At 58.8% G+C, this 25,453-nt stretch carries 25 protein-coding genes and 1 pseudogene; 8 read left to right on the top strand and 18 right to left on the bottom strand.

Translation table 11 applies throughout. From position 1 onward, the window contains the following. The 6 genes from gatC (at position 1) to JZ00_RS18185 (ending at position 5,184) form a co-directional block, all read left to right on the top strand. Positions 1–288: an Asp-tRNA(Asn)/Glu-tRNA(Gln) amidotransferase subunit GatC gene (gatC, locus tag JZ00_RS18210; protein WP_039592252.1), complete on the top strand. Its 288-nt coding sequence runs from the start codon at positions 1–3 to the stop codon at positions 286–288. Positions 289–304: 16 nt separating this feature from the next. Then, positions 305–1,756, top strand: a complete 1,452-nt coding sequence (gene gatA / locus JZ00_RS18205) for an Asp-tRNA(Asn)/Glu-tRNA(Gln) amidotransferase subunit GatA (RefSeq protein ID WP_039592253.1) — start codon at positions 305–307, stop codon at positions 1,754–1,756. Between the two features lie 10 nt (positions 1,757–1,766). Next, positions 1,767–3,212: an Asp-tRNA(Asn)/Glu-tRNA(Gln) amidotransferase subunit GatB gene (gene gatB / locus JZ00_RS18200; protein ID WP_039592254.1), complete on the top strand. Its 1,446-nt coding sequence runs from the start codon at positions 1,767–1,769 to the stop codon at positions 3,210–3,212. A gap of 106 nt (positions 3,213–3,318) precedes the next feature. Next, positions 3,319–3,696 (top strand): septal ring lytic transglycosylase RlpA family protein, encoded by a 378-nt coding sequence (locus JZ00_RS18195; protein ID WP_039592255.1) that lies wholly within the window; start codon positions 3,319–3,321, stop codon positions 3,694–3,696. A 49-nt stretch (positions 3,697–3,745) separates the two neighbouring features. Then, positions 3,746–4,807: a calcium/sodium antiporter gene (locus JZ00_RS18190; RefSeq protein ID WP_039592393.1), complete on the top strand. Its 1,062-nt coding sequence runs from the start codon at positions 3,746–3,748 to the stop codon at positions 4,805–4,807. Further along, positions 4,804–5,184, top strand: a complete 381-nt coding sequence (locus JZ00_RS18185; protein ID WP_039592256.1) for a carboxymuconolactone decarboxylase family protein — start codon at positions 4,804–4,806, stop codon at positions 5,182–5,184. The genes JZ00_RS18190 and JZ00_RS18185 overlap by 4 nt, the downstream gene beginning before the upstream one ends. A gap of 22 nt (positions 5,185–5,206) precedes the next feature. Here the strand turns inward: JZ00_RS18185 and JZ00_RS18180 are convergent, their stop codons facing one another. From JZ00_RS18180 to kdgD, 5 genes are all read right to left on the bottom strand, one after another. Then, on the bottom strand, positions 5,207–6,148 hold the full coding sequence (locus JZ00_RS18180; RefSeq protein ID WP_039592257.1) for an AEC family transporter: 942 nt from the start codon (positions 6,146–6,148) through the stop codon (positions 5,207–5,209). 175 nt (positions 6,149–6,323) lie between these two features. Beyond that, positions 6,324–7,877 (bottom strand): galactarate dehydratase, encoded by a 1,554-nt coding sequence (gene garD / locus JZ00_RS18175; RefSeq protein WP_039592258.1) that lies wholly within the window; start codon positions 7,875–7,877, stop codon positions 6,324–6,326. A gap of 12 nt (positions 7,878–7,889) precedes the next feature. After that, positions 7,890–9,254, bottom strand: a complete 1,365-nt coding sequence (locus JZ00_RS18170) for an MFS transporter (protein WP_039592259.1) — start codon at positions 9,252–9,254, stop codon at positions 7,890–7,892. 85 nt (positions 9,255–9,339) lie between these two features. Next, positions 9,340–10,785, bottom strand: coding sequence for an aldehyde dehydrogenase family protein (locus tag JZ00_RS18165; protein WP_039592260.1), 1,446 nt, complete (start codon positions 10,783–10,785; stop codon positions 9,340–9,342). Between the two features lie 128 nt (positions 10,786–10,913). After that, the gene (kdgD, locus tag JZ00_RS18160) at positions 10,914–11,825 is read right to left on the bottom strand and encodes a 5-dehydro-4-deoxyglucarate dehydratase (protein WP_039592261.1); all 912 of its coding nucleotides are present in this window, start codon (positions 11,823–11,825) and stop codon (positions 10,914–10,916) included. Positions 11,826–12,262: 437 nt separating this feature from the next. Here kdgD and JZ00_RS18155 point away from each other — a divergent pair, with 437 nt between their 5' ends. Continuing rightward, positions 12,263–12,571, top strand: coding sequence for a hypothetical protein (locus tag JZ00_RS18155; RefSeq protein WP_039592262.1), 309 nt, complete (start codon positions 12,263–12,265; stop codon positions 12,569–12,571). Between the two features lie 1,362 nt (positions 12,572–13,933). Here JZ00_RS18155 and JZ00_RS18145 read toward each other — a convergent pair. The 4 genes from JZ00_RS18145 to JZ00_RS18130 form a co-directional block, all read right to left on the bottom strand. After that, positions 13,934–14,680 (bottom strand): FadR/GntR family transcriptional regulator, encoded by a 747-nt coding sequence (locus JZ00_RS18145; RefSeq protein ID WP_039592264.1) that lies wholly within the window; start codon positions 14,678–14,680, stop codon positions 13,934–13,936. Positions 14,681–14,804: 124 nt separating this feature from the next. Beyond that, positions 14,805–16,532, bottom strand: a complete 1,728-nt coding sequence (locus tag JZ00_RS18140) for an ABC transporter ATP-binding protein/permease (RefSeq protein ID WP_039592265.1) — start codon at positions 16,530–16,532, stop codon at positions 14,805–14,807. Between the two features lie 91 nt (positions 16,533–16,623). Continuing rightward, the gene (locus JZ00_RS18135; RefSeq protein ID WP_003177957.1) at positions 16,624–17,184 is read right to left on the bottom strand and encodes a response regulator transcription factor; all 561 of its coding nucleotides are present in this window, start codon (positions 17,182–17,184) and stop codon (positions 16,624–16,626) included. Continuing rightward, positions 17,177–18,439, bottom strand: coding sequence for an ATP-binding protein (locus tag JZ00_RS18130; protein ID WP_039592266.1), 1,263 nt, complete (start codon positions 18,437–18,439; stop codon positions 17,177–17,179). Before JZ00_RS18130 ends, JZ00_RS18135 begins: the two co-directional genes overlap by 8 nt. 242 nt (positions 18,440–18,681) lie before the next feature. On the opposite strand from JZ00_RS18130, the gene JZ00_RS18125 reads away from it, so the two are divergent. Beyond that, positions 18,682–19,398, top strand: coding sequence for an SIMPL domain-containing protein (locus JZ00_RS18125; protein ID WP_039592267.1), 717 nt, complete (start codon positions 18,682–18,684; stop codon positions 19,396–19,398). Between the two features lie 215 nt (positions 19,399–19,613). Here JZ00_RS18125 and JZ00_RS18120 read toward each other — a convergent pair whose 3' ends face one another. The 9 genes and pseudogenes from JZ00_RS18120 to JZ00_RS30925 all read right to left on the bottom strand — a co-directional run. Then, positions 19,614–20,000 (bottom strand): DUF6124 family protein, encoded by a 387-nt coding sequence (locus JZ00_RS18120; RefSeq protein ID WP_039592268.1) that lies wholly within the window; start codon positions 19,998–20,000, stop codon positions 19,614–19,616. A 473-nt stretch (positions 20,001–20,473) separates the two neighbouring features. Continuing rightward, entirely contained in the window at positions 20,474–21,028 is a 555-nt protein-coding gene (locus JZ00_RS18115) for a hypothetical protein (protein ID WP_039592269.1), read from the bottom strand. Positions 21,029–21,248: 220 nt separating this feature from the next. Next, positions 21,249–21,629, bottom strand: coding sequence for a hypothetical protein (locus JZ00_RS18110; RefSeq protein ID WP_152668450.1), 381 nt, complete (start codon positions 21,627–21,629; stop codon positions 21,249–21,251). Positions 21,630–21,640: 11 nt separating this feature from the next. Continuing rightward, the gene (locus tag JZ00_RS29760) at positions 21,641–22,384 is read right to left on the bottom strand and encodes a CdiA C-terminal domain-containing protein (protein ID WP_052742350.1); all 744 of its coding nucleotides are present in this window, start codon (positions 22,382–22,384) and stop codon (positions 21,641–21,643) included. 176 nt (positions 22,385–22,560) lie between these two features. Beyond that, a complete protein-coding gene (locus JZ00_RS18100; protein ID WP_039592270.1) occupies positions 22,561–23,130 on the bottom strand; it encodes a DUF6990 domain-containing protein in 570 nt (189 codons plus the stop codon). Positions 23,131–23,375: 245 nt separating this feature from the next. Beyond that, positions 23,376–23,930, bottom strand: a complete 555-nt coding sequence (locus tag JZ00_RS18095; protein WP_039592271.1) for a hypothetical protein — start codon at positions 23,928–23,930, stop codon at positions 23,376–23,378. Positions 23,931–24,169: 239 nt separating this feature from the next. Next, positions 24,170–24,628: a hypothetical protein gene (locus JZ00_RS30290; protein WP_082112108.1), complete on the bottom strand. Its 459-nt coding sequence runs from the start codon at positions 24,626–24,628 to the stop codon at positions 24,170–24,172. A gap of 85 nt (positions 24,629–24,713) precedes the next feature. Beyond that, entirely contained in the window at positions 24,714–25,190 is a 477-nt protein-coding gene (locus tag JZ00_RS18090) for a hypothetical protein (RefSeq protein WP_039592272.1), read from the bottom strand. A 130-nt stretch (positions 25,191–25,320) separates the two neighbouring features. Then, positions 25,321–25,448 (bottom strand): annotated as a pseudogene (locus JZ00_RS30925) (transposase); the annotation flags it as partial. Positions 25,449–25,453: the final 5 nt, after the last annotated feature.

Genomic DNA, 25,453 nt, shown 5'->3' with positions numbered 1-25,453 from the left:
ATGGCGCTTGAACGCTCCGACGTGGAAAAAATCGCTCATCTGGCCTGCCTGGGCCTCAATGAAGCCGATCTTCCACACATCACTTCTGCCCTGAACAGCATTCTCGGGCTGGTCGACGAGATGCAGGCGGTCGATACCGACGGTATCGAGCCGCTGGCCCACCCACTGGAAGCCAGCCAGCGCCTGCGCGCCGACGTCGTGACCGAGTCCAATAACCGCGAGGCCTACCAGTCCATCGCGCCAGCGGTCGAAAACGGCCTGTACCTGGTTCCGAAAGTCATCGACTAAAGGGAAAGAGCCTCTCATGCATCACATGACACTGGCCGAGATCGCCCGCGGACTCGCCGATAAAAAGTTTTCCTCCGAAGAGCTGACCAAGGCCCTGCTGGCGCGCATCGCCCAGCTCGACCCGCAGCTCAACAGCTTCATCAGCCTCACCGAAGAACTGGCCCTGGGCCAGGCCAAGGCCGCCGACGCCCGTCGCGCCAACGGTGAGAGCGGCGCCCTGCTCGGCGCGCCGATCGCCCACAAGGACTTGTTCTGCACCCAAGGCATCCGCACCAGCTGCGGTTCGAGGATGCTCGACAACTTCAAGGCCCCGTACGACGCCACCGTGGTCGCCAAGCTGGCCGCCGCTGGCACCGTGACCCTGGGCAAGACCAACATGGACGAATTCGCCATGGGTTCGGCCAACGAGTCGAGCTACTACGGCGCGGTGAAAAACCCGTGGAACCTGGAGCACGTACCGGGCGGCTCGTCCGGTGGCTCCGCCGCTGCCGTGGCCGCGCGCCTGTTGCCGGCCGCCACCGCCACCGACACCGGCGGTTCGATTCGCCAACCGGCGGCGTTCACCAACCTCACCGGCCTCAAGCCCACCTACGGTCGTGTCTCGCGCTGGGGCATGATCGCCTACGCCTCCAGCCTCGACCAGGGTGGCCCACTGGCCCGCACCGCCGAAGACTGCGCGATCCTGCTGCAAGGCATGGCCGGCTTCGACCCGAACGACTCCACCAGCATCGATGAGCCCGTGCCGGACTACAGCGCCAGCCTCAACGGCTCGCTGCAAGGCTTGCGCATCGGCGTGCCGAAGGAATACTTCAGCGCCGGCCTCGACCCACGCATCGCCGAGCTGGTCCACAACAGCGTCAAGGAGCTGGAGAAGCTCGGCGCGGTCATCAAGCAAATCAGCCTGCCGAACATGCAGCACGCGATTCCGGCGTACTACGTGATCGCTCCGGCGGAAGCCTCCTCGAACCTGTCGCGTTTCGACGGCGTGCGCTTCGGCTATCGCTGCGAGAATCCACAAAACCTGGTCGACTTGTACAAGCGCTCCCGTGGCGAAGGCTTCGGCGCCGAAGTGCAGCGCCGGATCATGGTCGGCGCCTACGCGTTGTCCGCCGGCTACTACGATGCCTACTACCTCAAGGCGCAGAAAATCCGCCGCCTGGTGAAGAACGACTTCATGGCCGCCTTCAACGAGGTCGACATCATCCTCGGCCCGACCACGCCGAACCCGGCCTGGAAGCTCGGCGCCAAAAACAGCGACCCGGTCGCCGAGTACCTGGAAGACGTCTACACCATCACCGCCAACCTCGCCGGCTTGCCGGGCCTGTCCATGCCGGCCGGTTTCGTCGATGGCCTGCCGGTGGGCGTGCAGCTGCTCGCGCCGTATTTCCAGGAAGGCCGCCTGTTGAATGTTGCCCACCAGTATCAATTGAATACTGATTGGCACACCCGCACCCCAACCGGCTTCTGAGGAGAAACACATGCAATGGGAAGTCGTGATCGGGCTGGAGATTCATACCCAGCTCACCACCCGGTCGAAAATCTTTTCCGGTAGCTCGACCACTTTCGGTTCCGAGCCCAACACCCAGGCCAGCCTCGTTGACCTGGGCATGCCCGGCGTGCTGCCGGTGCTCAATGCCGAAGCGGTGCGCATGGCGGTGATGTTCGGCCTGGCGATTGACGCCGAGATCGGCCAGCACAACGTGTTCGCCCGCAAGAACTACTTCTACCCGGACCTGCCCAAGGGCTACCAGATCAGCCAGATGGAATTGCCGATCGTCGGCAAGGGCCACCTGGACATCGCCCTGGAAGACGGCACGGTCAAGCGCGTCGGCATCACCCGCGCGCACCTGGAAGAAGACGCCGGCAAGAGCCTGCATGAAGAGTTCAACGGTGCCACCGGCATCGACCTGAACCGTGCCGGCACGCCGTTGCTGGAAATCGTCTCCGAGCCGGACATGCGCAGCGCCAAGGAAGCCGTGGCCTACGTCAAGGCGATCCATGCATTGGTGCGCTACCTGGGCATCTGCGACGGCAACATGGCCGAAGGCTCGCTGCGCTGCGACTGCAACGTGTCGATCCGGCCGAAAGGCCAGGTCGAGTTCGGCACCCGCTGCGAGATCAAGAACGTCAACTCGTTCCGCTTCATCGAGAAGGCGATCAACAGCGAGATCCAGCGCCAGATCGAACTGATCGAGGACGGCGGCAAGGTCATCCAGCAGACCCGCCTGTACGACCCGAACAAGGACGAGACCCGTCCGATGCGCAGCAAGGAAGAAGCCAACGACTACCGTTACTTCCCCGACCCGGACCTGCTGCCGGTGGTCATCGAGAATTCGTTCCTCGATGAAGTGCGCGCCACCCTGCCGGAACTGCCGCCACAGAAACGCGAGCGCTTCCAGGCGCAGTTCGGCCTGTCGAGCTATGACGCCAACGTCCTGGCCACCAGCCGCGAACAGGCCGATTACTTCGAGAAAGTCGTGAGCATCGGCGGCGACGCCAAGCTGGCGGCCAACTGGGTGATGGTCGAGTTGGGCAGCCTGTTGAACAAGCAGGGCCTGGAAATCGATGAGTCGCCGGTTTCGGCCGAGCAACTGGGCGGCATGTTGTTGCGGATCAAGGACAACACCATTTCCGGCAAGATCGCCAAGATGGTGTTCGAAGCCATGGCCAATGGTGAAGGCAGCGCCGACGAGATCATCGAGAAGCGCGGCTTGAAGCAGGTCACCGACACCGGTGCGATCAGCGCCGTGCTCGATGAAATGCTCGCGGCCAATGCCGAACAGGTCGAACAGTACCGTGCGGCAGACGAAGCCAAGCGCGGCAAGATGTTCGGTTTCTTCGTCGGCCAGGCCATGAAAGCGTCCAAGGGCAAGGCCAACCCGCAGCAAGTCAACGAACTGCTTAAAAGCAAGCTCGAAGGCTGATGGCCATGGAGCCAGCCTTCCAATCTGGCTCAATCCCCCGTGGCGAGGGAGCTTGCTCCCTCGCCACAATGATCCTCACAACCACACCGACGTGGGAAACCCTTTGATGAAGCGTCTCCTCGGCGCCTGCGCCCTGCTGTCCCTGCTGGCCGGTTGCGCCAGCCAGAGCGGGACGGTCGATCCACACGGCTACGACCAGACGGGCGTCGCCTCCTATTACGGCGCAAGGCACCATGGCAAGCGCACCGCCAGCGGCGAGCGTTTCGACCAGCATGGCCTGACCGCCGCCCATCGCCAGCTGCCATTCGGCACCCGGGTGAAAGTCACCAACTTGAAAAACAACGACAGCGTCGTGGTCCGCATCAACGACCGTGGCCCGTATACTCGTGGCCGTTTGATCGACGTGTCCCGTGAAGCCGCCGAGCAACTGGGCATGTTGCGCAGCGGTACCGCACGGGTGCGCGTGCAAGCCCTCGACGACTGATAGACGGAGCCCGGCCATTTCCCTGATCAACGCTTTACCGCTGCTCAGCCTGATCGAACTGTTCGGTGCCCTGCTGTTGCTGATCGCAGGCGCCGAACTGCTGGTGCGCGCCGCCGTCGGCCTGGCGGCACGCTTGCAGGTCCGCCCCTTGATCATCGGCCTGACCGTCGTCGCGTTCGGCAGCAGCGCGCCGCAAATGGCCGTCAGCCTGCAGGCGACCCTGGCGCAGAACGCCGACATCGCCGTGGGCAGCGTGATCGGCAGCAGCATCTTCAACATCCTCGTCACCCTCGGGCTGTCGGCGCTGATCATTCCGCTGCGCGTCTCGCGCCAATTGGTGCGGTTGGACATCCCGCTGATGATCGGCGCCAGCCTGCTGGTGTTCGTGCTGGCCTGGAACGAGGAACTGACCCGACTCGACGGCGTCCTGCTGCTGATGGCCCTGGCGGTGTACCTGGGCTTGTTGCTGCGTCAGTCACGGCATTCGGCGCGACCGCACCCGGTGGGGGGCGACGTGGCCCACATGCCCTGGTTCAAGAGTGTGCTGATGATTGCGGCGGGCCTGACAATGCTGATTTTCGCCGGCCACCTGTTGCTGGGGGCGGCGGTGGAAGTGGCCACGGACCTGGGCTTGTCGGAGCGCATCATCGGCCTGACCATCGTCGCCGTCAGCACCTCGCTGCCGGAGCTCGCCACATCGCTGATCGCCGCCCTGCGCGGCCAGCGGGATATCGCCGTGGGCAACGTGATCGGCAGCAACCTGTTCAACCTGCTGGGCGTGCTCGGCGTGACCGCCCTCGCCGCACCCACACCACTGTCGGTCTCGCCCAATGCCCTGGATTTCGACCTGCCGGTGATGCTCGGCGTGGCGGTGCTGTGCCTGCCGGTGTTCTATTCCGGCTACCGCGTCACCCGCGCCGAAGGCTTGCTGTTGCTGGGCTTGTACACGGCCTACGGGCTGCACGTGGTGTCGTTCACGACCGGCATGCCATTGGCCGGCCAGCTTGAACGGCTGATGTTGTTCTACGTGCTCCCGGCGCTGCTCGCGTTCTTGCTGTTCACCTCCCTGCGCGCCTGGCGCCGCCAACATCACAAGAGGGATTTGCCATGACCGACACTCCAAAGACCGGCCTGGACATGCGTCGCCAGGTCATGGGCGACGCGTTCGTCGACCGCGCCCTGGGCAACGCCACCGAATTCACCCAGCCGTTGCAGGACTTCGTCAACGAACACGCCTGGGGCAGCGTCTGGAGCCGCGAGGGGCTGCCGCTGAAGACTCGCAGCCTGATCACCCTCGCCGCCCTCACCGCCCTCAAGTGCCCGCAGGAACTCAAGGGCCACGTGCGCGGCGCGCTGAACAATGGCTGCACCGTGGAAGAGATTCGCGAGGCGTTGCTGCATTGCGCGGTGTATGCGGGAGTGCCGGCGGCGATCGATGCGTTTCGGGCGGCGCAGGAAGTGATCGATAGTTACCAGAAAGCCGAGTAACCGTTGGCTCGCTATCGCGAGCCTAGATCCACCCACCCCACTGCAACACAAAGATCCCCAGGTTAGTGGTAATCGCCGCCATCAGGGTGGTGATGACGATGATCGCCGCCGCCAGTTCATGGTTGCCATCGGCTGCCCGGGCCATGACATAACTGGCGGCGGCGGTAGGGCTGCCGAAGTACAGGAACAGGATCCCCAGCTCAGCCCCGCGAAAGCCCCACAGCCATGCGCCTAGCGTGGTCACCAGCGGCAAGCCGACCATCTTCACCAGGCTCGAACTCAGGGCCATCTTGCCGCTCTTGCGCAAGGCCGCCAGCGACAGCGTGCCGCCGATGCAGATCAGCGCCAGGGGCAAGGTCATTTGCGACAGGTACCTGGCCGAGGTCTCGAACCAGTTTGGCAGGCCTATCTGCCAATAGGCGAACGGCGCGGCGGCGATCACGCTGATGATCAGCGGATTGCTGATCACGCTTTTGCAGATGCTCCATGGGTCGGACTTGATCACCGGGCTGTAGACCGCCAAGACGATGGTCGACAAGGTGTTGTAGAACAGGATCACCAGCGCCGCGAGAATCGATCCCAGGGAAATCCCATAGTCGCCGTACATGCTCGCGGCCAGTGCCAGGCCGATCACGCCGTTATTGCCGCGAAACGCACCCTGGGTGTAGATGCCGCGATCTTCCCGCGGGCAACGCCAGATCGCCCAGCCCCAGGCCATCGCAAAGCTCACCAGGGTCGCGATGGAGAAATAGATCAGCAGGTCCGGTTGCAACGCCGCATGCAGGTCGGCATGCAGGATCCCGAGGAACAACAGCGCCGGCATGGTGACGTTGAACACCAGCGACGAGGCGATGTGGATGAAATTGTCATTGATCCAATAGATACGCTTGAGCAACGTCCCCAGGAACAGCATGGCAAACACCGGCGCGGTGACGTTCAGGGTTTCGAGGAAAATTGCCAGCATGCCGGGGGACCTTGAGAAGGGTGTGCCGTTAGGTGGCTAATGATAAGCCACTCACGGCACTGGCGTCTGGTCGAGCCTGCTCGCGAAGGCGCCGGGTCAGCTTGCATCAATGCTGAATGTACCTCCGCTATCGCGAGCAAGCTTTCGCACTGGATCTCCAGCGATCACGAAGTCATCAGGTAATCGGCGCCGGGTTGAACAACGTGATGTCGTTGAACAGCTTGTGCCGCTCGGCCCAGGTCTGCTTTTTGCCGCTGGCCACATCCAGGTAATAGTGGAACAGCTCCCAGCCCAACTCTTCGATGGTTGCACGCCCGGTGGCGATCCGACCGGCGTCGATGTCGATCAGGTCCGGCCAGCGCTGGGCCAGTTCGGTACGGGTCGAGACCTTCACCACTGGCGCCATCGCCAGGCCGTACGGCGTGCCTCGACCCGTGGTGAACACGTGCAGGTTCATCCCCGCCGCCAATTGCAGCGTGCCGCAGACAAAATCACTCGCCGGCGTGGCGCAGAAGATCAGGCCCTTTTGCTTGAAACGCTCGCCCGGGCCAAGCACGCCGTTGATGGCGCTGCTGCCGGACTTGACGATCGATCCCAGGGACTTCTCGACGATGTTCGACAACCCACCCTTCTTGTTGCCCGGCGTGGTATTGGCACTGCGATCGGCTTCGCCCTTGGCCAGGTAACGGTCGTACCAGTCCATTTCGCGCACCAGTTCCTGGGCGATTTCCTGGGTTTGCGCACGGGAAGTCAGCAGGTAGATCGCATCGCGCACTTCGGTGACTTCGGAAAACATCACCGTCGCCCCCGCCCGCAGCAACAGGTCCGAGGCATAACCCAACGCCGGGTTGGCGGTGATGCCGGAAAACGCATCGCTGCCGCCGCACTGCATGCCCAGGATCAGCTCCGAGGCCGGCACGGTTTCGCGGCGGCGCTGGTCGAGTTTCTTCAGGCGCGTCTCGGCCAGTTCCATGATCTGCTCGATCATTTCCGTGAAGCCGTGGCTGGAATCCTGCAAGCGATACAACCAGGGCTCGCTGAGGTCCACCGAGCTGTCGCCTTCATGCATCACCTGCCCGGCCTGCAATTTCTCGCAGCCCAGGCTGATCACCAGCGCCTCGCCCCCCAGGTTCGGGTTGCGCGCCAGGTTGCGCACAGTGCGGATCGGAATGTAGGCGTCGGTGGCAGTGATCGCCACGCCACAACCATAGCTGTGGGTCAGCGCCACCACGTCATCGACGTTCGGGTACTTGGGCAGCAGCTCGTCCTTGATGCGCTTGACCGCATGGTCCAAAACACCGGTGACGCACTGCACCGTGGTGGTGATCCCCAGGATGTTGCGCGTTCCGACGGTGCCGTCGGCGTTGCGGTAGCCCTCGAAGGTGTAGCCCTCCAACGGCGCATCGGCCGCCGGCACATCGGTGGACAGCGGCAGGCTGTCCAGCGGCGGCGCGGTGGGCATGCGCAGCTGGTCTTCCTTGACCCAACTGCCACGAGGGATCGGTTGCAGCGCGTAGCCAATGACCTGGCCGTAGCGAATCACCTCGCCGCCCTCGGGAATGTCCACCAGGGTGACTTTGTGGCTTTGCGGCACGAAGTCGACGGTGACCAGCCCGTCCGGGAATTCGGTCCCGGCCGGTACGCCCTGGTCGTTGACAACAATCACCACGTTGTCCCGCTCATGCAGGCGGATGTAACGGGGCGAATCGGCATGTTCAATCAATTGCATCGACGCCGCTCCTCAGGATTTGGCTTCAGACAGGCTGGAAAGATCGGCTTCTTTGGCCGCTGGTTCCTTGAGCACCACACGCTTGATCGGGCCGACGATGACCAGATAGCTGAACACCGCCATCAACGCGTTGCAACCGACAAACACCAGCGCCCATTTGAACGAGCCGGTGGAGCTGATGATGTAGCCGATGACGATTGGCGTGGTGATCGACGCCAGGTTACCGAAAGTGTTGAACAGGCCGCCGCTCAAGCCAGCGATCTGTTTTGGCGAGGTATCGGAGACCACGGCCCAGCCCAGTGCACCAACGCCTTTGCCGAAGAACGCCAGGGCCATGAAGCCCACCACCATCCATTCGATGTCCACGTAGTTGCACGCCACGATGCTGCTGGATACCAGCAGGCCGGCGATGATCGGCGCCTTGCGGGCGAAGGTCAGCGAGTGGCCCTTGCGCAGCAGGTAATCGGAAATCACCCCACCGAGCACGCCGCCGATGAAGCCGCAGATCGCCGGCAAGGACGCGATGAAACCGGCCTTGAGGATGGTCATGCCGCGCTCCTGGACCAGGTACACCGGGAACCAGGTCAGGAAGAAGTAAGTGATGCCGTTGATGCAGTACTGGCCCAGGTAGACACCGAGCATCATGCGGTTGGTCAGCAATTGGCGGATGTAGTCCCACTTCGGACCGTCGGCTTTCTTTTCCTTGCCCTTGTCCTGGTCCATGTCGACCATCGCGCCGTTGGACGCGATGTGATTGAACTCGGCCTCGTTGATCATCGGGTGTTGACGGGGGCTGTAGATCACCTTCAGCCAGACCAGCGAGAACACGATGCCGATCACGCCCATGACGATGAATACGTGCTGCCAGCCAAAGCGGTAGACGATCCAGCCCATCAGCGGTGCGAACAATACGGTGGCGAAATACTGCGCCGAGTTGAAGATCGCCGACGCGGTGCCGCGTTCCGCGGTGGGGAACCAGGCGGCGACGATCCGCGCGTTGCCCGGGAACGAAGGCGCTTCGGCCAGCCCGACCAAGAAGCGCAGCATGAACAGCGCGACCACGGCGGTGGACATTCCGAACTCACCGACATAACCCTGCAGCACGGTGAACAGCGACCAGGTGAAAATGCTCAAGGCATAGATTTTCTTCGACCCGAAACGGTCGAGCAGCCAGCCGCCCGGAATCTGCCCGGCGACGTAGGCCCAGCCGAAGGCAGAGAAAATATAACCGAGGGTGACGGCGTCGATGCCGAGGTCTTTTTGCAGGCTGGAACCAGCGATGGCGATAGTCGCACGGTCGGCATAGTTGATCGTCGTCACCAAAAACAGCATGAGCAGGATCAAATAGCGGACGTGCGTCGGCTTGGTCTCTTGCATGTAATCTACTTCCACTATTTATTTTTATGCGGGAAATCAAATTGTGCGGTCGGCGCCGGAGTGCGGCGCCGACCGGTGTTGCGTATTACGAACCGATGTAGGAGGTCTTCACCACGGTGTAGAACTCTTGCGCGTAGCGGCCTTGCTCACGCGAACCGTAGGACGACCCTTTGCGCCCGCCGAACGGCACGTGGTAATCCACGCCGGCGGTTGGCAGGTTGACCATCACCATGCCCGCCTGGGAATGGCGCTTGAAGTGGTTGGCGTACTTCAACGACGTGGTGGCGATACCGGCGGACAAGCCGAACTCGGTGTCGTTGGCCATCGCCAGCGCCGCCTCGTAGTCCGCCACGCGCACGACGTTGGCCACCGGGCCGAAGATCTCTTCGCGGCTGATGCGCATCGAAGCTTCGCTGTCGGCAAACAGCGTCGGGGCCAGGAAGTAACCTTCGGTGTCGCACGTCACTAAACCACCACCGCTGACCAGCCGCGCACCTTCGCTCTGGCCGATGTCGATGTACTTCAAGTCCTGGTTGAGCTGGGCTTCGGACACCACCGGGCCGATGTCGGTGCCGGCCTTCAGCGCATGGCCAACCTTGATCGATTGCATGCGCTCGGCCATGGCCGCGACGAACTTGTCGTGGATGCCAGCCGTGACGATCAGGCGGCTCGACGCCGTGCAGCGCTGACCGGTGGAGTAGAACGCGCTCTGCACGGCCAGTTCGACGGCCTGCTTGAGGTCGGCGTCGTCGAGGATGATTTGCGGGTTCTTGCCGCCCATTTCCAACTGCACCTTGGCCTGGCGCGACACGCAGTTGACCGCGATCTGCCGACCCACGCCCACCGAACCGGTGAAGCTGATGCCGTCGACTTTCGGGCTGTTGACCAGGATGTCGCCGACCACGCGGCCGCTGCCCATTACCAGGTTGAACGCACCGGCCGGGAAACCGGCGCGGGAAATGATCTCGGCCAGGGCCCAGGCGCAACCCGGCACCAGCTCGGCGGGCTTGATCACCACGCAGTTGCCGTAGGCCAGGGCCGGGGCGATTTTCCACGCGGGAATGGCAATCGGGAAGTTCCACGGGGTGATCAGGCCAACCACACCGAGGGCTTCGCGGGTCACTTCGACGTTGACGCCCGGGCGCACCGAGGGCACGTAGTCGCCCGACAGACGCAGGCATTCACCGGCGAAGAATTTGAAAATGTTGCCGGCGCGAGTCACTTCGCCGATGGCTTCAGGCAGGGTCTTGCCCTCTTCCCGGGCCAGCAGTTGGCCGAGTTCTTCACGGCGGGCGAGGATCTCGGTGCCGACTTTGTCCAGCGCATCGTGACGCGCCTGGATGCCGGAGGTCGACCAGGCCGGGAACGCGGCGCGGGCGGCTTCGATGGCGGCGTTGACCTGCGCTGCGTCAGCCTTGGCGTATTCACCGATGACATCGGACAAGTCAGACGGGTTGATGTTGGTGCAATAGTCGGCACCGGCCACCCACTGACCGTTGATGTAGTTATCGAAACGCTTTGCATCTGCCACGGAGCTTCTCCTCTCACAAAAGCTGTCTAGGAACGCTGTGCGTCCCTGGCTGCATCTCCACGCACGCGTGGAAACGATCAAGCCTTACGCAAAAAGCCGCTGATTGCTCAGCGGCCTTGTCGGGTCTGTTACTGCTTGCCTTGCTTGTCGATCAGCGCGGCGAGGGCTTCGTATTCTTCTGGCAGCAGGTCGGTCAGCGGCGTGCGCACAGGGCCTGCGTCATAGCCAACGATCTTCGCGCCGGCCTTGACGATGCTCACTGCATAACCGGCCTTGCGGTTGCGAATGTCCAGGTACGGCAGGAAGAAGTCGTCGATGATCTTGCCGACGGTGTCGTGATCGTCACGGGCAATGGCGTGGTAGAAGTCCATCGCGGTTTTCGGGATGAAGTTGAACACCGCCGAGGAGTAGACCGGCACGCCCAGGGCCTTGTAGGCCGCGGCGTAGACTTCAGCGGTCGGCAGGCCACCCAGGTAGCTGAAACGATCGCCGAGGCGACGACGGATCGACACCATCAGTTCGATGTCGCCCAGGCCGTCCTTGTAGCCGATCAGGTTCGGGCAGCGCTCGGCCAGTTGTTCCAACTGGACAGCGTTCAGACGGCAAACGTTGCGGTTGTACACCACCACGCCGATTTTCACCGATTTGCACACGGCTTCAACGTGGGCGGCAACGCCGTCCTGGCTGGCTTCGGTCAGGTAGTGCGGCAGCAGCAACAGGCCCTTGGCGCCCAGGCGCTCGGCTTCTTGCGCGTATTCGATGGCCTGGCGGGTCGCACCGCCGACACCGGCGAGGATTGGCACGCTGGTGGCGCAGGTATCGACGGCAGTCTTGATGACTTGCGAATACTCACTGGCGGCCAGGGAGAAAAATTCACCGGTGCCGCCCGCTGCGAACAGTGCAGAGGCGCCGTACGGGGCCAGCCACTCGAGGCGCTTGATGTAGCTGTCGCGATTGAAATCGCCATTGGCAGTGAAATCGGTGACCGGGAACGACAGCAGGCCAGACGAGAGGATGGACTTCAGTTCTTGTGGATTCATTATTCGAACACCCTGGACGCAAATGTTGTGTTGTAGGAAACGGTTCAGCTTCATGTGAAGTTGTAGGTCATCGTACAACTTAAAATGTGGGCGTCAACTGTATTTCGTCTTTTGTCTTGGCGTGGACGGTGTCGGGGTTTTGCGCGAAGCCCAGCAGATCAAGCTTTCGCACGTTTTTGTAGTCGGGCGCGCGCGAAAAAAAACTTACGAGGACACTAGGCCTTGCCACGAGGCAAGCCGTTTGTCGCCACTGTCAACTCTGACCAGCAGTCGTCGTCCAGCGAGCGGGGCATAAGATCAGCGAGTGCTTCAGAACGGCAAGACGGAGCAGAAATGTTCCTTGCGAAAGCAGTTGAATAAAGGCGACGGAAAGCCTCTGCCTTGGAGCTCTCAAGGTCAAACGTTAGCCTCTGGTCCATGTTGAAAGGAACTTGATCATGCCTCTAAGCCCCCCGGTGATTAATGAAAACGCTCGCAGCCTCAGCGACTCGACTCAAATTGAAGTGCCGTCATACCTCAATGTCTCCATAGGCGATGTCGTGAAATTTGAAGTCGTCATCTCTACGGGAGAGAGATCGGAACACACGATAAACGTGACGCAGCCAGGACAACCGATGACATTCGAGGTGCCGAATGATTGGCTGAGAAAGAACGCCCCAAACGCGCAGATCAACACCCGAGTGACTGTTACCCGGCCATCGGGAAATTTTGCCGTCGGGGAAAGCACTCTCGACCTCAAGATATGAGGCTCCTTACTCCTGTACCCAAACGCTGGTGATGGCTCTCCCGTTCAGCATCCGGAGGGCGGTTCGTCACTGCGGTACCAGACCGCTCGTCGCCACTGTCAACTCTGTCGGTAGGCGCCGTTACGGCGAGGGAGCATAACCCGGGCATGGCTGTGCTGTGCGCGCCGTAGTCCCTTTCACAATCTTTTAAGTGAGTCGCCCGGACGCGACGCCGCCTCATAAGGAGTGACATCAATGACGACGTATGCGAAGCCCACGCTCAAGGGTTTTCCAACCACAGGGGAAGTCCAGATCAACTTGTCACGGGTAGAGACGTTGACCGTGAAGATTCCGGATGCAGATTTCGCATAGAACTCGAACGCTCAACTGACTCTGGGCGTCGGCTCGGAGTCCCCTACTCGGGTAAGCGCTTTTGCTTCCCCCGACTGAAGGCGAAGAGACTGCACCACTCTAGGGTGTGACATTGACGCTAACCAATGTCGACTTGAACGCGTTCAACGAAAAAATTGGTTGAGCTTCGTGACGAGGTTAGTTACGAGAGCGACTGGGAAAACGATAAATCCGATCCGCAAATGCTGCGGATTACGAGCAAGGCGTAGGGCTGCGCGCCTGCTATTTGTCAAACAGCCGCCCGGAAGCCGGACACCACTCTTTTGTGGTGAGAGGAATTTCTCTGTTGCGAGGGAGCTTGCTCTCGGTTGCGCAGCAACCGCCACCAACCTGGGGCCGATTCGCAGCCCAGCGGGAGCAAGCTCCCTCGCCACAAAAGCAACCTTGCTACCCGAGCAGTGAGCGACTTTCAGCCCTGCGCCTGCGCCTCTTCATGAGCTTGGCGCAGCCTTTTGCGGTGGCTCTGATTCCCAGCGCTGTATACCGGTAATAAAAAATCTACCGCTCGTCCAGACTGTAAGATTTGACAGTAGCCGTCAGGTAGCGTCCCGCCCTTTAATGAAGTGGCGCAATTCAAATAGCGCTCATTGCATGCCGACTGACAACGTGCCCTTCATTTAAGGATGAAACTACCATGCCATTACGCACACCGATGCTCAATCATAATTACCTATTGGTTCAAACATCTTCACTACCGGACCTCGTACTGGTAGAGGTGCCCAAAATTGAACATGCTGAGCTTAACGACCAAATCGAATTTTTCGTGAGGATCAACGACAGAGACCAATTGGTAAACAGAATTGTTATTACCGCCGACACAACATTTCCACTGGTCTGTCCGATTCCGAAGGAAGTTTTCTCAGAAGACATTAAATTTATTACAGCCGAACTTTATTACTTACATATCAGATCCCAAGACGGAAATATGGATCGGTCACCCATGCTGACACTTCTCTTGATCTAAAACGATGCTCATGCCTGCGCCTGCGCCTCCTCATGGGCCTGGCGCAGCCTTTCGCGGCTGTTGGTCAGGTGCAAGCGCATGGCCGCCCGGGCCGCATCCGAATCCTGGCGGGCAATGGCCTCGTAGATTTCTTCGTGTTCGCGACTCAGGCGATCCATGTAGTGCTGGTGGTCGTCGTGGGCCAGGCGCGCCGAGTTCAGCCGGGTGCGCGGGATGATGCTGGTGCCCAGGTGGGTCATGATGTCGGTGAAGTAACGGTTGCCCGTGGACAGCGCAATTTCCAAGTGGAAAGCGAAGTCCGAGGCCACCGCGTCGCTGGCGTGGGCGGCGCTTTCATTCAAGGCGTCGAGGGCGGCGCGCATCGCGGCAAGTTGCTCGTCGCTGCGGCGTTGTGCCGCCAGGCCGGCAGATTCCACTTCCAGGCTGATGCGCAATTCGAGGATCGCCAGTACATCGCGCAAGGTGACCACTGTCGCCGGGTCGATGCGAAAGCCGCTCGGGCTGGGCGTGTCCAGCACGAAGGTGCCGATGCCGTGGCGAGTTTCCACCTGGCCGGCCGCCTGCAATCGGGAAATCGCCTCGCGCACCACCGTGCGGCTGACGCCATGGGCCTCCATGATCGCCGACTCGGTGGGCAATTTATCGCCACGCTTGAGCAGGCCGTCGCGAATCTGCTCGGTCAGCACAGTCACCAGCTCCTGCGCCAGGCTGCGGCGCTTGCGGGGAAGGCGTGGGACGTTGATCGGGTTTTCCATGGTGTGTCTCTATATTTGGCAAGCGGCTAAGTGTGCATCATAGCGCAACGTGGTTGTACGATCACCGTGCTCACTGGTTGGCCTTCTCAAAGGTTACTGCCACAACAGCGTTCGACAATGACAATCAAGCGGTCACGGCCTGCTCCACCAGTTGGCCATTTTCGATACGCACATGTCGCGGATGGAAACGTTTCAAGCTGCTTCGGTGGCCGACGCTGACAATGCTCAGGCCCGGCAGTTGGTCGATCAGCGCCTGGTACAGCGTCGCCTCGTCTTCTTCATCCATCGCCGAGGTCGCTTCGTCCATGTACAACCACAGCGGCGCATAGAGCAATGCGCGGGCGAAAGCCAGGCGTTGTTGCTCGCCGGGCGAGAGCATGCGCTGCCAGTGGTTGCTCTCGTCCAACCGCGAAACCAGATGCGGCAGGCGGCAGGTTTCCAGCACCTGTGCATAACGTTCGTTGGGATAAACATCGCCGGCCTGTGGATAACTCAGCACTTCGCGCAGGCTGCCGATCGGCAAGTAAGGCTTTTGCGGCAGGAATAGATAACGTGCCGACGGCAGCAGAATGCTGCCATGCCCGGCGGGCCATAAGTGCCCCATCGCCCTGAGCAAAGTGGATTTGCCGCTGCCGGAACGACCGCTGAGCATCACCCGCTCGCCGGGTTCGACATCCAGCTCTGCATGGGTCAGCAAATGACGACCGTCGCCCAAGTCCAGCCCGAGATTACGTACTTTCAGCTCGTTACCCTGGTTCTGCACATCGATCGCCGGCACGCGGTCTTCGTTGTCACTCATCGCCTGGCGGAAACTCAACAAGCGGTCACAGGTGGCGCGCCACGCGGCAAGGTCGGCGTAGGCGGTGATGAACCAACTGAAATTTTCCTGCACGTTACCGAACGCCGAGTTGATCTGCATGAGCTCGCCCAGTTGGATCTTGCCCGCGAAATAACGCGGTGCGGCGACGATGAACGGGAAGATAATCGCAATCTGGCCGTAGCCGGAGGTGAAGAACGTCAGGCGCTTGGACACTCGCATGATATCCCAGAAGTTGTGCCAGACCAGGCCGAAACGACCGCTCAGGCGACGATTCTCGTTGGGCTCGCCGCCATACAGCGCAATGCTCTCGGCGTTCTCGCGCACCCGTACCATGGAGAAACGCAGGTCGGCTTCGAAGCGCTGCTGGTTATTGTTCAGGCCGATCAGGCGACGGCCGATCAGGTGGGTCAGCCAACTGCCCACCGCCGCGTACACCAGCGCACACCAGAACATATAGCCGGGAATGGTGTAGCCGAACACCTCGATGCTGCCGGACACGCCCCACAAGATGATCGAGAACGACACCAGGCTGACCACGGTGCGCAGCAACCCCAAGCCCAAGCTCAAGGTATTGGTGGTGAAACTGTTGAGGTCCTCGGAAATCCGCTGGTCCGGGTTATCGGTGTAGCCGCCCTGCTCCAGCCGATAGTAGTTCTTGTCAGCGAGCCAACGGGCAAAGTGTTTTTCGGTGAGCCAGGCCCGCCAACGGATGGTGAGCATCTGCGTGAGGTACAAGCGGTACACCGCGCCAAGGATCGCCACCGCCGCGATGCCGCAGAAGTACAGGATCAACCGCCAGAAAGCCTCAGTGTCCTTCTCTTGAAGGGCGTTGTAGAAATCCCGGTACCAGCTGTTGACCCACACCGAGATCGCCACGCTGAACAACGACAGCGCGATCACGGCGATCAACAGCGTCCAGGCCTTGCCCTTCTCCTCACTGCGCCAGTATGGCGTGGTCATTTGCCAGACACGGCGGAAAAACTGGCCGCGCACCGCGTCATTGACCGCGGAATATTCAGCGTTCTGATTCATGGTTAAGGCTCAATAGGAGGAAAACTCGGGCCGATCATAAAGCAACGGCCCGATATGTCGCGAGGGTGGACAGCATCTGTTCAGCGCAGGTTCAGCGACGTACCGGACGCTTTTGCAATTTGCGCTGCAAGGTCCGCCGGTGCATGCCCAAGGCGCGGGCGGTGGCGGAGATGTTGCCTTCGTGCTCGGTCAGCACCCGCTGGATATGCTCCCATTGCAGGCGATCCACCGACATCGGGTTTTCCGGCACCAGCGTGTCGAGGTCGGCATGCTCGGACAGCAGCGCCGCCAGCACATCGTCGGCGTCCGCCGGTTTGCACAGGTAGTTGCAGGCGCCGCGCTTGATGGCCTCGACCGCCGTGGCGATGCTGGAATAACCGGTGAGGATCACCACGCGCATTTCCGGGTCCAGCTCCAGCAGCTTGGGCAGCAGCACCAGACCCGAATCGCCGTCCATCTTCAGGTCGAGAGCGGCATAGTCCGGCAGGTCGGCCTGGGCGATGGTCAGGCCCTCCTCGGCAGAACCTGCGGTGCTGACGCGAAAACCGCGACGGGACATGGCCCGGGCCATGACGCGGGTGAAGGTGGCGTCGTCATCCACCAGCAGCAGGTGCGGCAGTTCTTCGCCGTCGACTTGGATCTCGTCACTCATATTCGTTTCCTCGGTCGGCATGGGGCAGGCGCAGCTCGGTGAGCGTGCCGCCTTCCTCATGGGGGTAGAGTTTCACCGAGCCGCCGGCGCGTGTCACGCTGGCCTTGCTCAAAAACAGGCCCAGGCCGAAACCTTTGCCCTTGGTGGTGAAAAACGGTTTGCCGATCTGCTCGGCAATCGCCAGCGGCACACCGGCGCCGTGGTCGCGGATACAGATCGTCAATTCATAGGCGTCCCAGTCCAACACCACTTCCAAGCCCTCCGGGCAGGCGTCTGCGGCGTTGTTCAACAGGTTCAGCAAGGCCTGGGTCAAGTCCGGCGGCGGCGCCATGCGCGGCACCGTGCCTTTGCCCAGGCACTGGAAGCGGTAACTGGCTTCGGGGCGCATCAGGTGCCAACGGTTCAAGGCATCGTCGAGCCAGAAGGTGACCGCCTGCATGTCAATGTCCAGCCGCCGGTTGGCCTCGGCCGCGCGCACCAGGTATTGCAGAGTCTCCTTGCAGAGTTTGACCTGGTCCTGCAGCACGCTGAGGTCTTCCTGCAACGCCGGGTCTTTATGGTCCTGGCGCATTTCCTTGAGCAGCACGCTCATGGTCGCCAGCGGCGTGCCCAACTCATGGGCGGCGCCGGCGGCCTGGGTCGCCACGGCCAGCAGTTGCTCGTCCCGCAGGCCTTCCTCGCGACGAATCGCCCGCAATTCTTCCTGACGGCGCAGTTCCTCGGCCATGCGCGCGGCAAAAAACGTGATGACCGCCGCAGCCAGGGCGAAGCTCAGCCACATGCCGTAGATCTGCAGATTCTCCCGGGCGATGGGGAAGGTTTCCAGCGGATAGAACCGCGCCAGCAACAAGGTGTACAGCGCCAGGGCGATGCCGGACAGGATCAGCGAAAAACGCCATGGCAGCGTCACGGCGGCGATGGTCAGCGGCACCAGATAATAGGAGACGAAGGGGTTGGTCGAGCCGCCGGAGAAATACAGCAGCGCACTGTGGATAAACAGGTCGCAGGCCAGTTGCACGGCGTATTCAAGCTCGGTCACCGGCCAGGACGTGCGCAGGCGAATCGCCGTCAACGCACACAGCACGCTGGAGCACACCAGGGTGATCGCCAGTTGCAGCCAGGGCAGCGGCAGCAGGTCGAACCAATAGGCGAGCCCCACGGAGCCGGCCTGGGCCGCGAGGACCAGAATGCGGATAAACGTCAGGCGCCAGAGGTTCTGGCGCGAAGCGGAAGTCATTTGCAAAGGGGCGAGCATGAGCTCTCCTGATGAGCGCTCCAGGCGGATCGCACGGAGTATAACCAAGGCACGGTGGGCAGAGGCAGATATGCGGCAAAGCGCCACAGCCCTGAAGCTACCTATACCCCCTGTGGCGAGGGAGCCACTTTGCTGCAATCTGTATAGAAGTTGTAACTGTGCGAACCGCACCATAAACGCTAGAGTCTTATCGTTCACGCAGGCCTGGAACCTACCCCTGCGCATCATCCCAAGGAGCTTTCATGCACACGTTCAGTCGCCCCGCCGCCCTGCTCGCCCTCAGCCTCGGCACCGTCGCCAGCCTGCCGGCCCTGGCCGCCGACGAGCTTCATTACAACCAGATCTCCCTGCGCGCCGAAGCCAGCCAGGAAGTGGCCCGCGACCTGATGATCGTCACCCTCTACACCGAGGAACAGAACACCGACCCGGCCAAGCTCGCGGCAGCCATCAGCACCACCCTGAACAAAGCCATCGGCCAGGCCAAGCAAGTCAAGGACATCAACCTGCGCCAAGGCAGCCGCAACAGCTATCCGATCTACGACAACAAGGGCCAGAAAATCACCGGCTGGCGCGAACGCGCCGAACTGCGCCTGGAAAGCGCCGACTTCGCTGCCCTGTCCAAACTCACCGGTGAACTGCTCACCGACATGAAAATGGCCGGCATGGACTTCGCCATCGCCACCGCCACCCGCCAGACCAGCGAAGACGCCCTGCTCAAGGATGCCGTCAACGCCTTCAAAGCCCGCGCCCAACTGGCCACCGAAGCGTTGGGCGGCAAGGGCTACAAGATCGTCAACCTGAACTTCAATACCAACGGCTACCCGCAACCGTACATGCGCCCGCAGATGATGATGAAAGCGGCGTCCATGGATGCTGAGTCGGTGACGCCTGAGGTGGAAGCGGGCACCAGCAAAGTGACGATGACTGCGGACGGGGTTGTTGAGGTGTTGATGCAGTGATCGATGGACTAACTGTGCCGTCGGCCCAGTTAAGCCCTTGTGGCGAGGGGATTTATCCCCGCTGGGCTGCACAGCAGCCCCAAAGGCAGCGACTCAATCTACCTGACACACCAAGGTGTCAGGGTTGGGGCTGCTGCGCAGCCCGACGGGGATAAATCCCCTCGCCACAGGAGCGTCCGACTTGGGTTGATGGGTCGGACGCATCTTCCCTCCCGCTATACTTCGGCTGGGCTGGCCGGCGCTTCAAGCTGATCCAACGCCTTGTCCACCAGCAACTGGCACAACTCCACCAACTGATGAATCCCCAGCGCCACGCTGCGCCGCGTGCCCTCCACTTCAAACGCCAGGTCCTCGGCCATGGTCTTGATCGAGGCCAGGGTTTCGGAAGTGCTGGTCAGCAGCGTATCGGTGTCGGCCTTAGCGGTGACGGAGAACAGGCTATCGATGCGTGGATCGGTACTGGGCTTTGAAGGCTTCGGATTGAGGTAATGATCGAGGGCCCGTTCGGCGGCGGCTCGGTCTTTTAGCAGGTCTTCGATGGCGTCGAATTCTGCTAGGGGGGTTGTTCGGTTGAAGGGTGGGTCGGGGACTGACTTATCCATTGATTTGTACCTATTGAGTGATGTGAGCCATCACCTGCCGTTTCTCACTCGACAAAGTGGTGGCAGCTGTGTGCAGGGGTGAGAAATCCGAGAATAGGTACTCGGCCAGACCGAAGCCTGCCCGCACACAGCCGCCATAACGCATCTACTACAGGCAGCGGATAAGCTGGCGGCAATTATGCAGGTACAGAGGCTGGATGCCTATTATTCGGGTTTCTCACGCCCGGCCGCTGAATGGCAGCGACAGACAAGAGGTTAGAGACCGCACTTCCGACCGGCAACCTTAAAAATATGTCGGATCTTTCGTTTCCCAAGCCAGAACGTTCCTACCCTCTTGAAGGACAACTACACCTTGACGGTCCACAATCCCCCGTGGCGAGGGAGCTTGCTCCCGCTGGGTTGCGCAGCAGCCCCAAACCAGACACCTCGGTACGACATGACACCATCAAGCCACCCACCCCACTCGCTCCAAGCTAAGGCAAGCTCGCAACCGGAACACGCTCCTGCGGCCGCGTGACATCAAACACATGCTGCTCGCAACGGCTGCCCACAAACTGAAATTCCACCAGATAAACCTTGCCCCGCTCCGGCGTAAAAGTGCTTCGGACCGGACCACAGCGGTAACCATTACCGATGCTGCCACCACTGGCGTAACCGGAAACCTCGAACGGTTGATCAACATCAGCCTGAACTTCCAACTGCGGGAAATGCTTCAAGGTTGCGCTGTGCACCGTTTCGTTGACCTTGGCAATCCAGCCGAACACCTTGCCCCGACCGGTATCCACCACGGTTCCTTGCACATCCATACGCTGATCAGGATCCGCCGCGCGCCTGATGGAAAACTCCACTGGATAAGTAGCCCCGGACGCTTTCATGATGACCTTGGCGTGCTGCGCATCGATGGTCACTTTGTTTTGCTGGAACTGGATACCGTTGTTGAGCACGGTGGGGGAGGAATCTCTGACGTTGGATTTGCAGCCGGGCAAGGTCAGGATCAGGGTTAAGATCATCAGGGGGAACTTATACATAAACACTCCATGCGTATGATTAGGTGGCTCATCGGTGCTTGACGCGCCATTCCAGCTTCTATTTTTTACAACACTGAATTGTAAAGCTCATGCCTTAGCAGACAACAAACACGTCGATCATCCTGGGCTGAGATCACGGAAAATCGACACTGGGAGAGGGTTAAATAAGTGCCATTCAGATCAGTACCCTTTTCTGTGGTTTTCTACCCCCCATTTTTTCTTAGATCACCATATTGTTTTTGTACACAACACCATCCCCCTCATTAAACGCATATACACGATCAAACTGAAAAGAAAGGACGAAGCGCGACGAAGAGCATTTGGAAACCTCTTCCATCAGATGCTTGATTTCGCTCCAGTTTTGCTCCAGCTGCTGCATAGGACAATGAAATGCACCCAATACACCCACCTGCCACTCAACGTTCCATCCTTCCGCTGCGACGGCACTCGGAGGCTCAACCTCCTCAAAATAAAAGAAACCGTTCGATGCAGAAAAATACCCCTCAAAGGACCTCTCCTCCATTTCAATATCGTTAGCGATTTCTGCCACGGCCCCCTTAATTATTTCCAATGACACGCCAACCTCTACTTCCATAAACATTGTTATTGTCATTAGTCAATCTCGATAACACGCTTGTTATCACCCTTCATCAGAAACAAGCGCTTCAGATTTTTAATAGGACTTAATTTCAATGCACTCTCTATCGCCTCGATACTTAGGGGCGAGTCAGCGAGGTTTATCACGATATTGTCAGCTTGCTTCTGCACCTTGTAGCCTACCGTTTTCAATACTGAAATAGGGCTCGTTGAGGTCGGGGAATACACATCGGCCAGTTCTCCATTTATCCGAAGATCTGGACGCGATTCGCCTTTTTTCCCTTGGTTCGGCAATTGTTCAACGTCATATCCTGCTTTTGCAAACTCTTTCGCAGCCTCGTTCTGTCGTTGAATGGAACGCACCATATCTGGTGGAGCGTTCGGTGGCGGTATTTCTGCTTCACCTTTCAACGAACCAGTCTTAGGCAAGCCACTTACTGCGGCCTCTGAGTCAGTGACCGCGCTGGAAGGGTTGCTGTTCTTGCCCGTAGAAGCTCCCGTACGTACCGCCTTGGCTTCCGTAAATTTATCCAGAGCAGCCTGAACTCTAGGCGAAAGCCCGCCTTCGCCAGCACCACGCGCACCGCCGGAGCCGGGTATGACCAGTGCAGCCAAGCTCGTTGCGTTTTCCCACTGGTCAGTGACCTTCGCTAGGTTCGTCAGGTCGTTTAGTGCACGCTCTGTCAGGGTGTCCTTGTATTGCGTGCAGAGCGTCGTCGTACAGTTAAAACATACAAAGGGGACGGATTTATTTCTCATCCCTTATCCCAAGCAGCAGGAAACATAACAAGAAAGAGGACAGATTTATTTTCCGATCAGCTTTTGCCCCTACACAATCAATCAGGGCTTGATCACTCCCCGTCATGACAGGCTTAGAAAATAAATCTGTCTCCTTTTTTCGCCGGTTCTGCTCTATTTCAGCCAGTCAAAGCACATCACAAAAACGTGGTCTGTCCCCGGTTCTGTGTGGCTTTCAAGACTGCTCGATCAATCATGCCATCAGTAATGTAAGGTACAAAACCAAGCCTATCTCCCATCTCAAAGCTCTTCTTGTAACCGTCCAATCGTTCAGCGTCACCAGCTATTGCCAATGCAGCCAAGTGCCGAAGGGGCATCGCGCCTTTACTGTCAGTCGGCAGATTTCTATAAACCATCAGGCCGGACTCAATATTTTGAGAGCGTGCCCAAGACATGGCTTTCTCAGACATCCTGAGAACATCATCACTAGAAAATTTAGGCAACTTCTCTGGAGGCTCATTACTAACTATTACTGGCGAATATCCGTCCCCCTCTCCCCGCACAAAAGCAACAGTTTCCGAGAATTCTCTGGTCGAAACCGATGGCATAAGTGACACCCGAAAATGGTCCGAGCGCTTCCTCACAGATGGGATTATCTGAACTTTAACCCTATCAACATCTGTCACGCAAAAATAATCCCCGACTTCATCCTTACTACAAGCCCAGCCTTGCTCCGTCAAAATTGAAACCACATCTTTTTCTTTCATCACTTAGCACCAGGAAAATTAATTACCTCAATAGGGATACCGTTAGGATAACCTTGACCCTTTAGTTGTACGCCTGGTGTCAGGCCGAAACTTACGGCAACTTTCCCTCTTGGAATTGAAGTCCCATCTTTTATTTGAGGGAAAATTTCTGACTGACGTATACTCAAAAAAGGGGGACAGATTTATTATCCAGATTCACCGTAGGCGAGCCTAAGCAAGCGGTCAATCAGCCCGCATTCCGTTCGTCATTTCGTAATAACGACTGGAATGATCATCGGAGAGGGTCCTGCCGGCGGGCTGATCATGCCTTCGCTTTTCACAACGGGTATTCCCTTGCGTTTGATTGCCTCAAACAGCTCCTTGGTAGCTGACGAGTCGATATAGCCACCCTCATCTATCGACGCGCTCAACGCTAACTGACGCCGTTCTTCCGTCATTTGGAGCTGACTGGTCCGAAAAATCGTATGCAGGGCAATGTTTTTAAGCGCCGATATATCCACATGAGCGATCTCGACGTATTTCAATGCCTTCGCATCCCACCCCTGAACGTAGAGATTACTGGCGGTCAATGCATAGGTGCAGAAATAGTAAGTGCCGGTGTTCGAACCGGGGGTTGAGACGATCAGAGAGCAACGGCCGTGTTGCAGGATAGGGCCAGTCAGCCCTGGGTAGTCCTTGGCAAGTTGCGCAGGAAACTGAGCACGATCGTAATAGATGGTGGCTTTGTCGTAAGGGGTTGTGTTGCAGGCGGACAGAAGCAATGTCATGGACAGTAAAAGAGACGTGGCGAAATAGCGCATTGAACAACCCTTAAGAACCGAAACACAAAATAATGGAATTTTTCTTGCGGCAGGTCTTCCTCTTGAAAGACCAAAGCCAACTTGCTTCATTTTGCAGGGACATAAACTTATCGGCACTAAATAGCACATTCAAATCTGCTACCTCTTCCCAGAATTCGAAGATCAGCGATTATCGCTCTCATAGACATTCCGCAAACACAAACGCTGGGACACGTCCGATCAAGTTTAATTTCTACAACTCACCAAACCTCATGAGTCTCAGCTCTGTAATTCTTTTCAATACGTTCAACAAGCAATGGCGCACTGATAATTCCTCTTGTGGGTAGTTTCAGTTCTTCCACGCTCACCTCTCTTTCCAGCCGAACTGATTCGCTTCCATTCCACAGCCAAACGGCGCCCCCCGGCCCTCCATTCCTGGAGCGGAACGTAGGGAAGATTTGTAAAGCTTCGGGAACCGGAACGTTTGCCACGACGGATAGCAGACCTTGATTGACCGCACTTTGAACAACAAAAAATGCCGAGAACTGTGGTTCGCCCTCAACCACCGTTGAGAAATCTTTTGGTTGTTCATTATAGAAACCGGGGAAGACACGAATTAAAAAACCGAACTCCGGGTGCTTGTGGGTAACTTGCGCATAGGCGACGCCTTGTGAGGTTAATACTTGCAATACATCACCAAACTTTACTTTCTTGGCCATTTAAAAACCCTCACATCCCTCGGCGATGGGCCACGTTTTCTATCTGAGAAACGCACGGATAACGTGGTCTGTCCCCGGTTCTCTCCTAACGCTCAATTTTAATTAGCTCCGAATATTCCCCAAATTTCGGAAACACCTCATAATTATTGACCGGATCAAAACTAGAAACCGCCTTCTCAACCGCGTGCGGATTAAAGGCCTGCCGCCTAATAACTAGTTCCCCACTCCGATCAAAAAAATACGTCACACCCTCTTTGACTTTATCGCCACCATCAAAAAATTCCCGATGCGTCACCATGGAGAGAAATAACTTATCATCCTCCACCCGGTGAAACTGATAGCTCATGTATTCACGTAAATTCTGATCCAAGAACCCAACGCCCACCATACCTTTATCAGTTAAAAATTCTAAAAAACAGCTAGGTTTCGTTGCAGAACCGATAAGAGCTGTATACGGCACCCCCGATTCATGATTGATACGCGCGGCAGCCTCGTCATAGGGCTCGAGAGCGATTTTCTTTATCCTAAACCAAGACTTGCAAAAATAAACTTCAGCTTTCATCAGTAAATTTTCCCATTAGAATCTCTGATTACCACGCCAACTTTTGTTGCCGCATCGAGGACCGATTTCGGAACGCCTTTCACTTGCGGCGGAACCTCCAAAAAAAAAGGGGACGGATTTATTTTCCCGTGAGCTCGCGCAGATCCGCTAGATAGCGTTGATAATCCTCGGGAACCGCAAAAACCACCTGACGGTTATGACCGCGTTGCACAATATGGTGTGGGTAATTCGGCAAATAATACGTCCCATCCTGGGCATATCTG

Origin of the sequence: Pseudomonas frederiksbergensis (assembly GCF_000802155.2) — a bacterium.
In the GTDB taxonomy this organism is placed as follows: Bacteria; Pseudomonadota; Gammaproteobacteria; order Pseudomonadales; family Pseudomonadaceae; genus Aquipseudomonas; species Aquipseudomonas frederiksbergensis_A.
The sequence above is the reverse complement of the archived record's forward strand: the minus strand, read 5'-3'. Positions and strand labels throughout refer to the sequence as shown.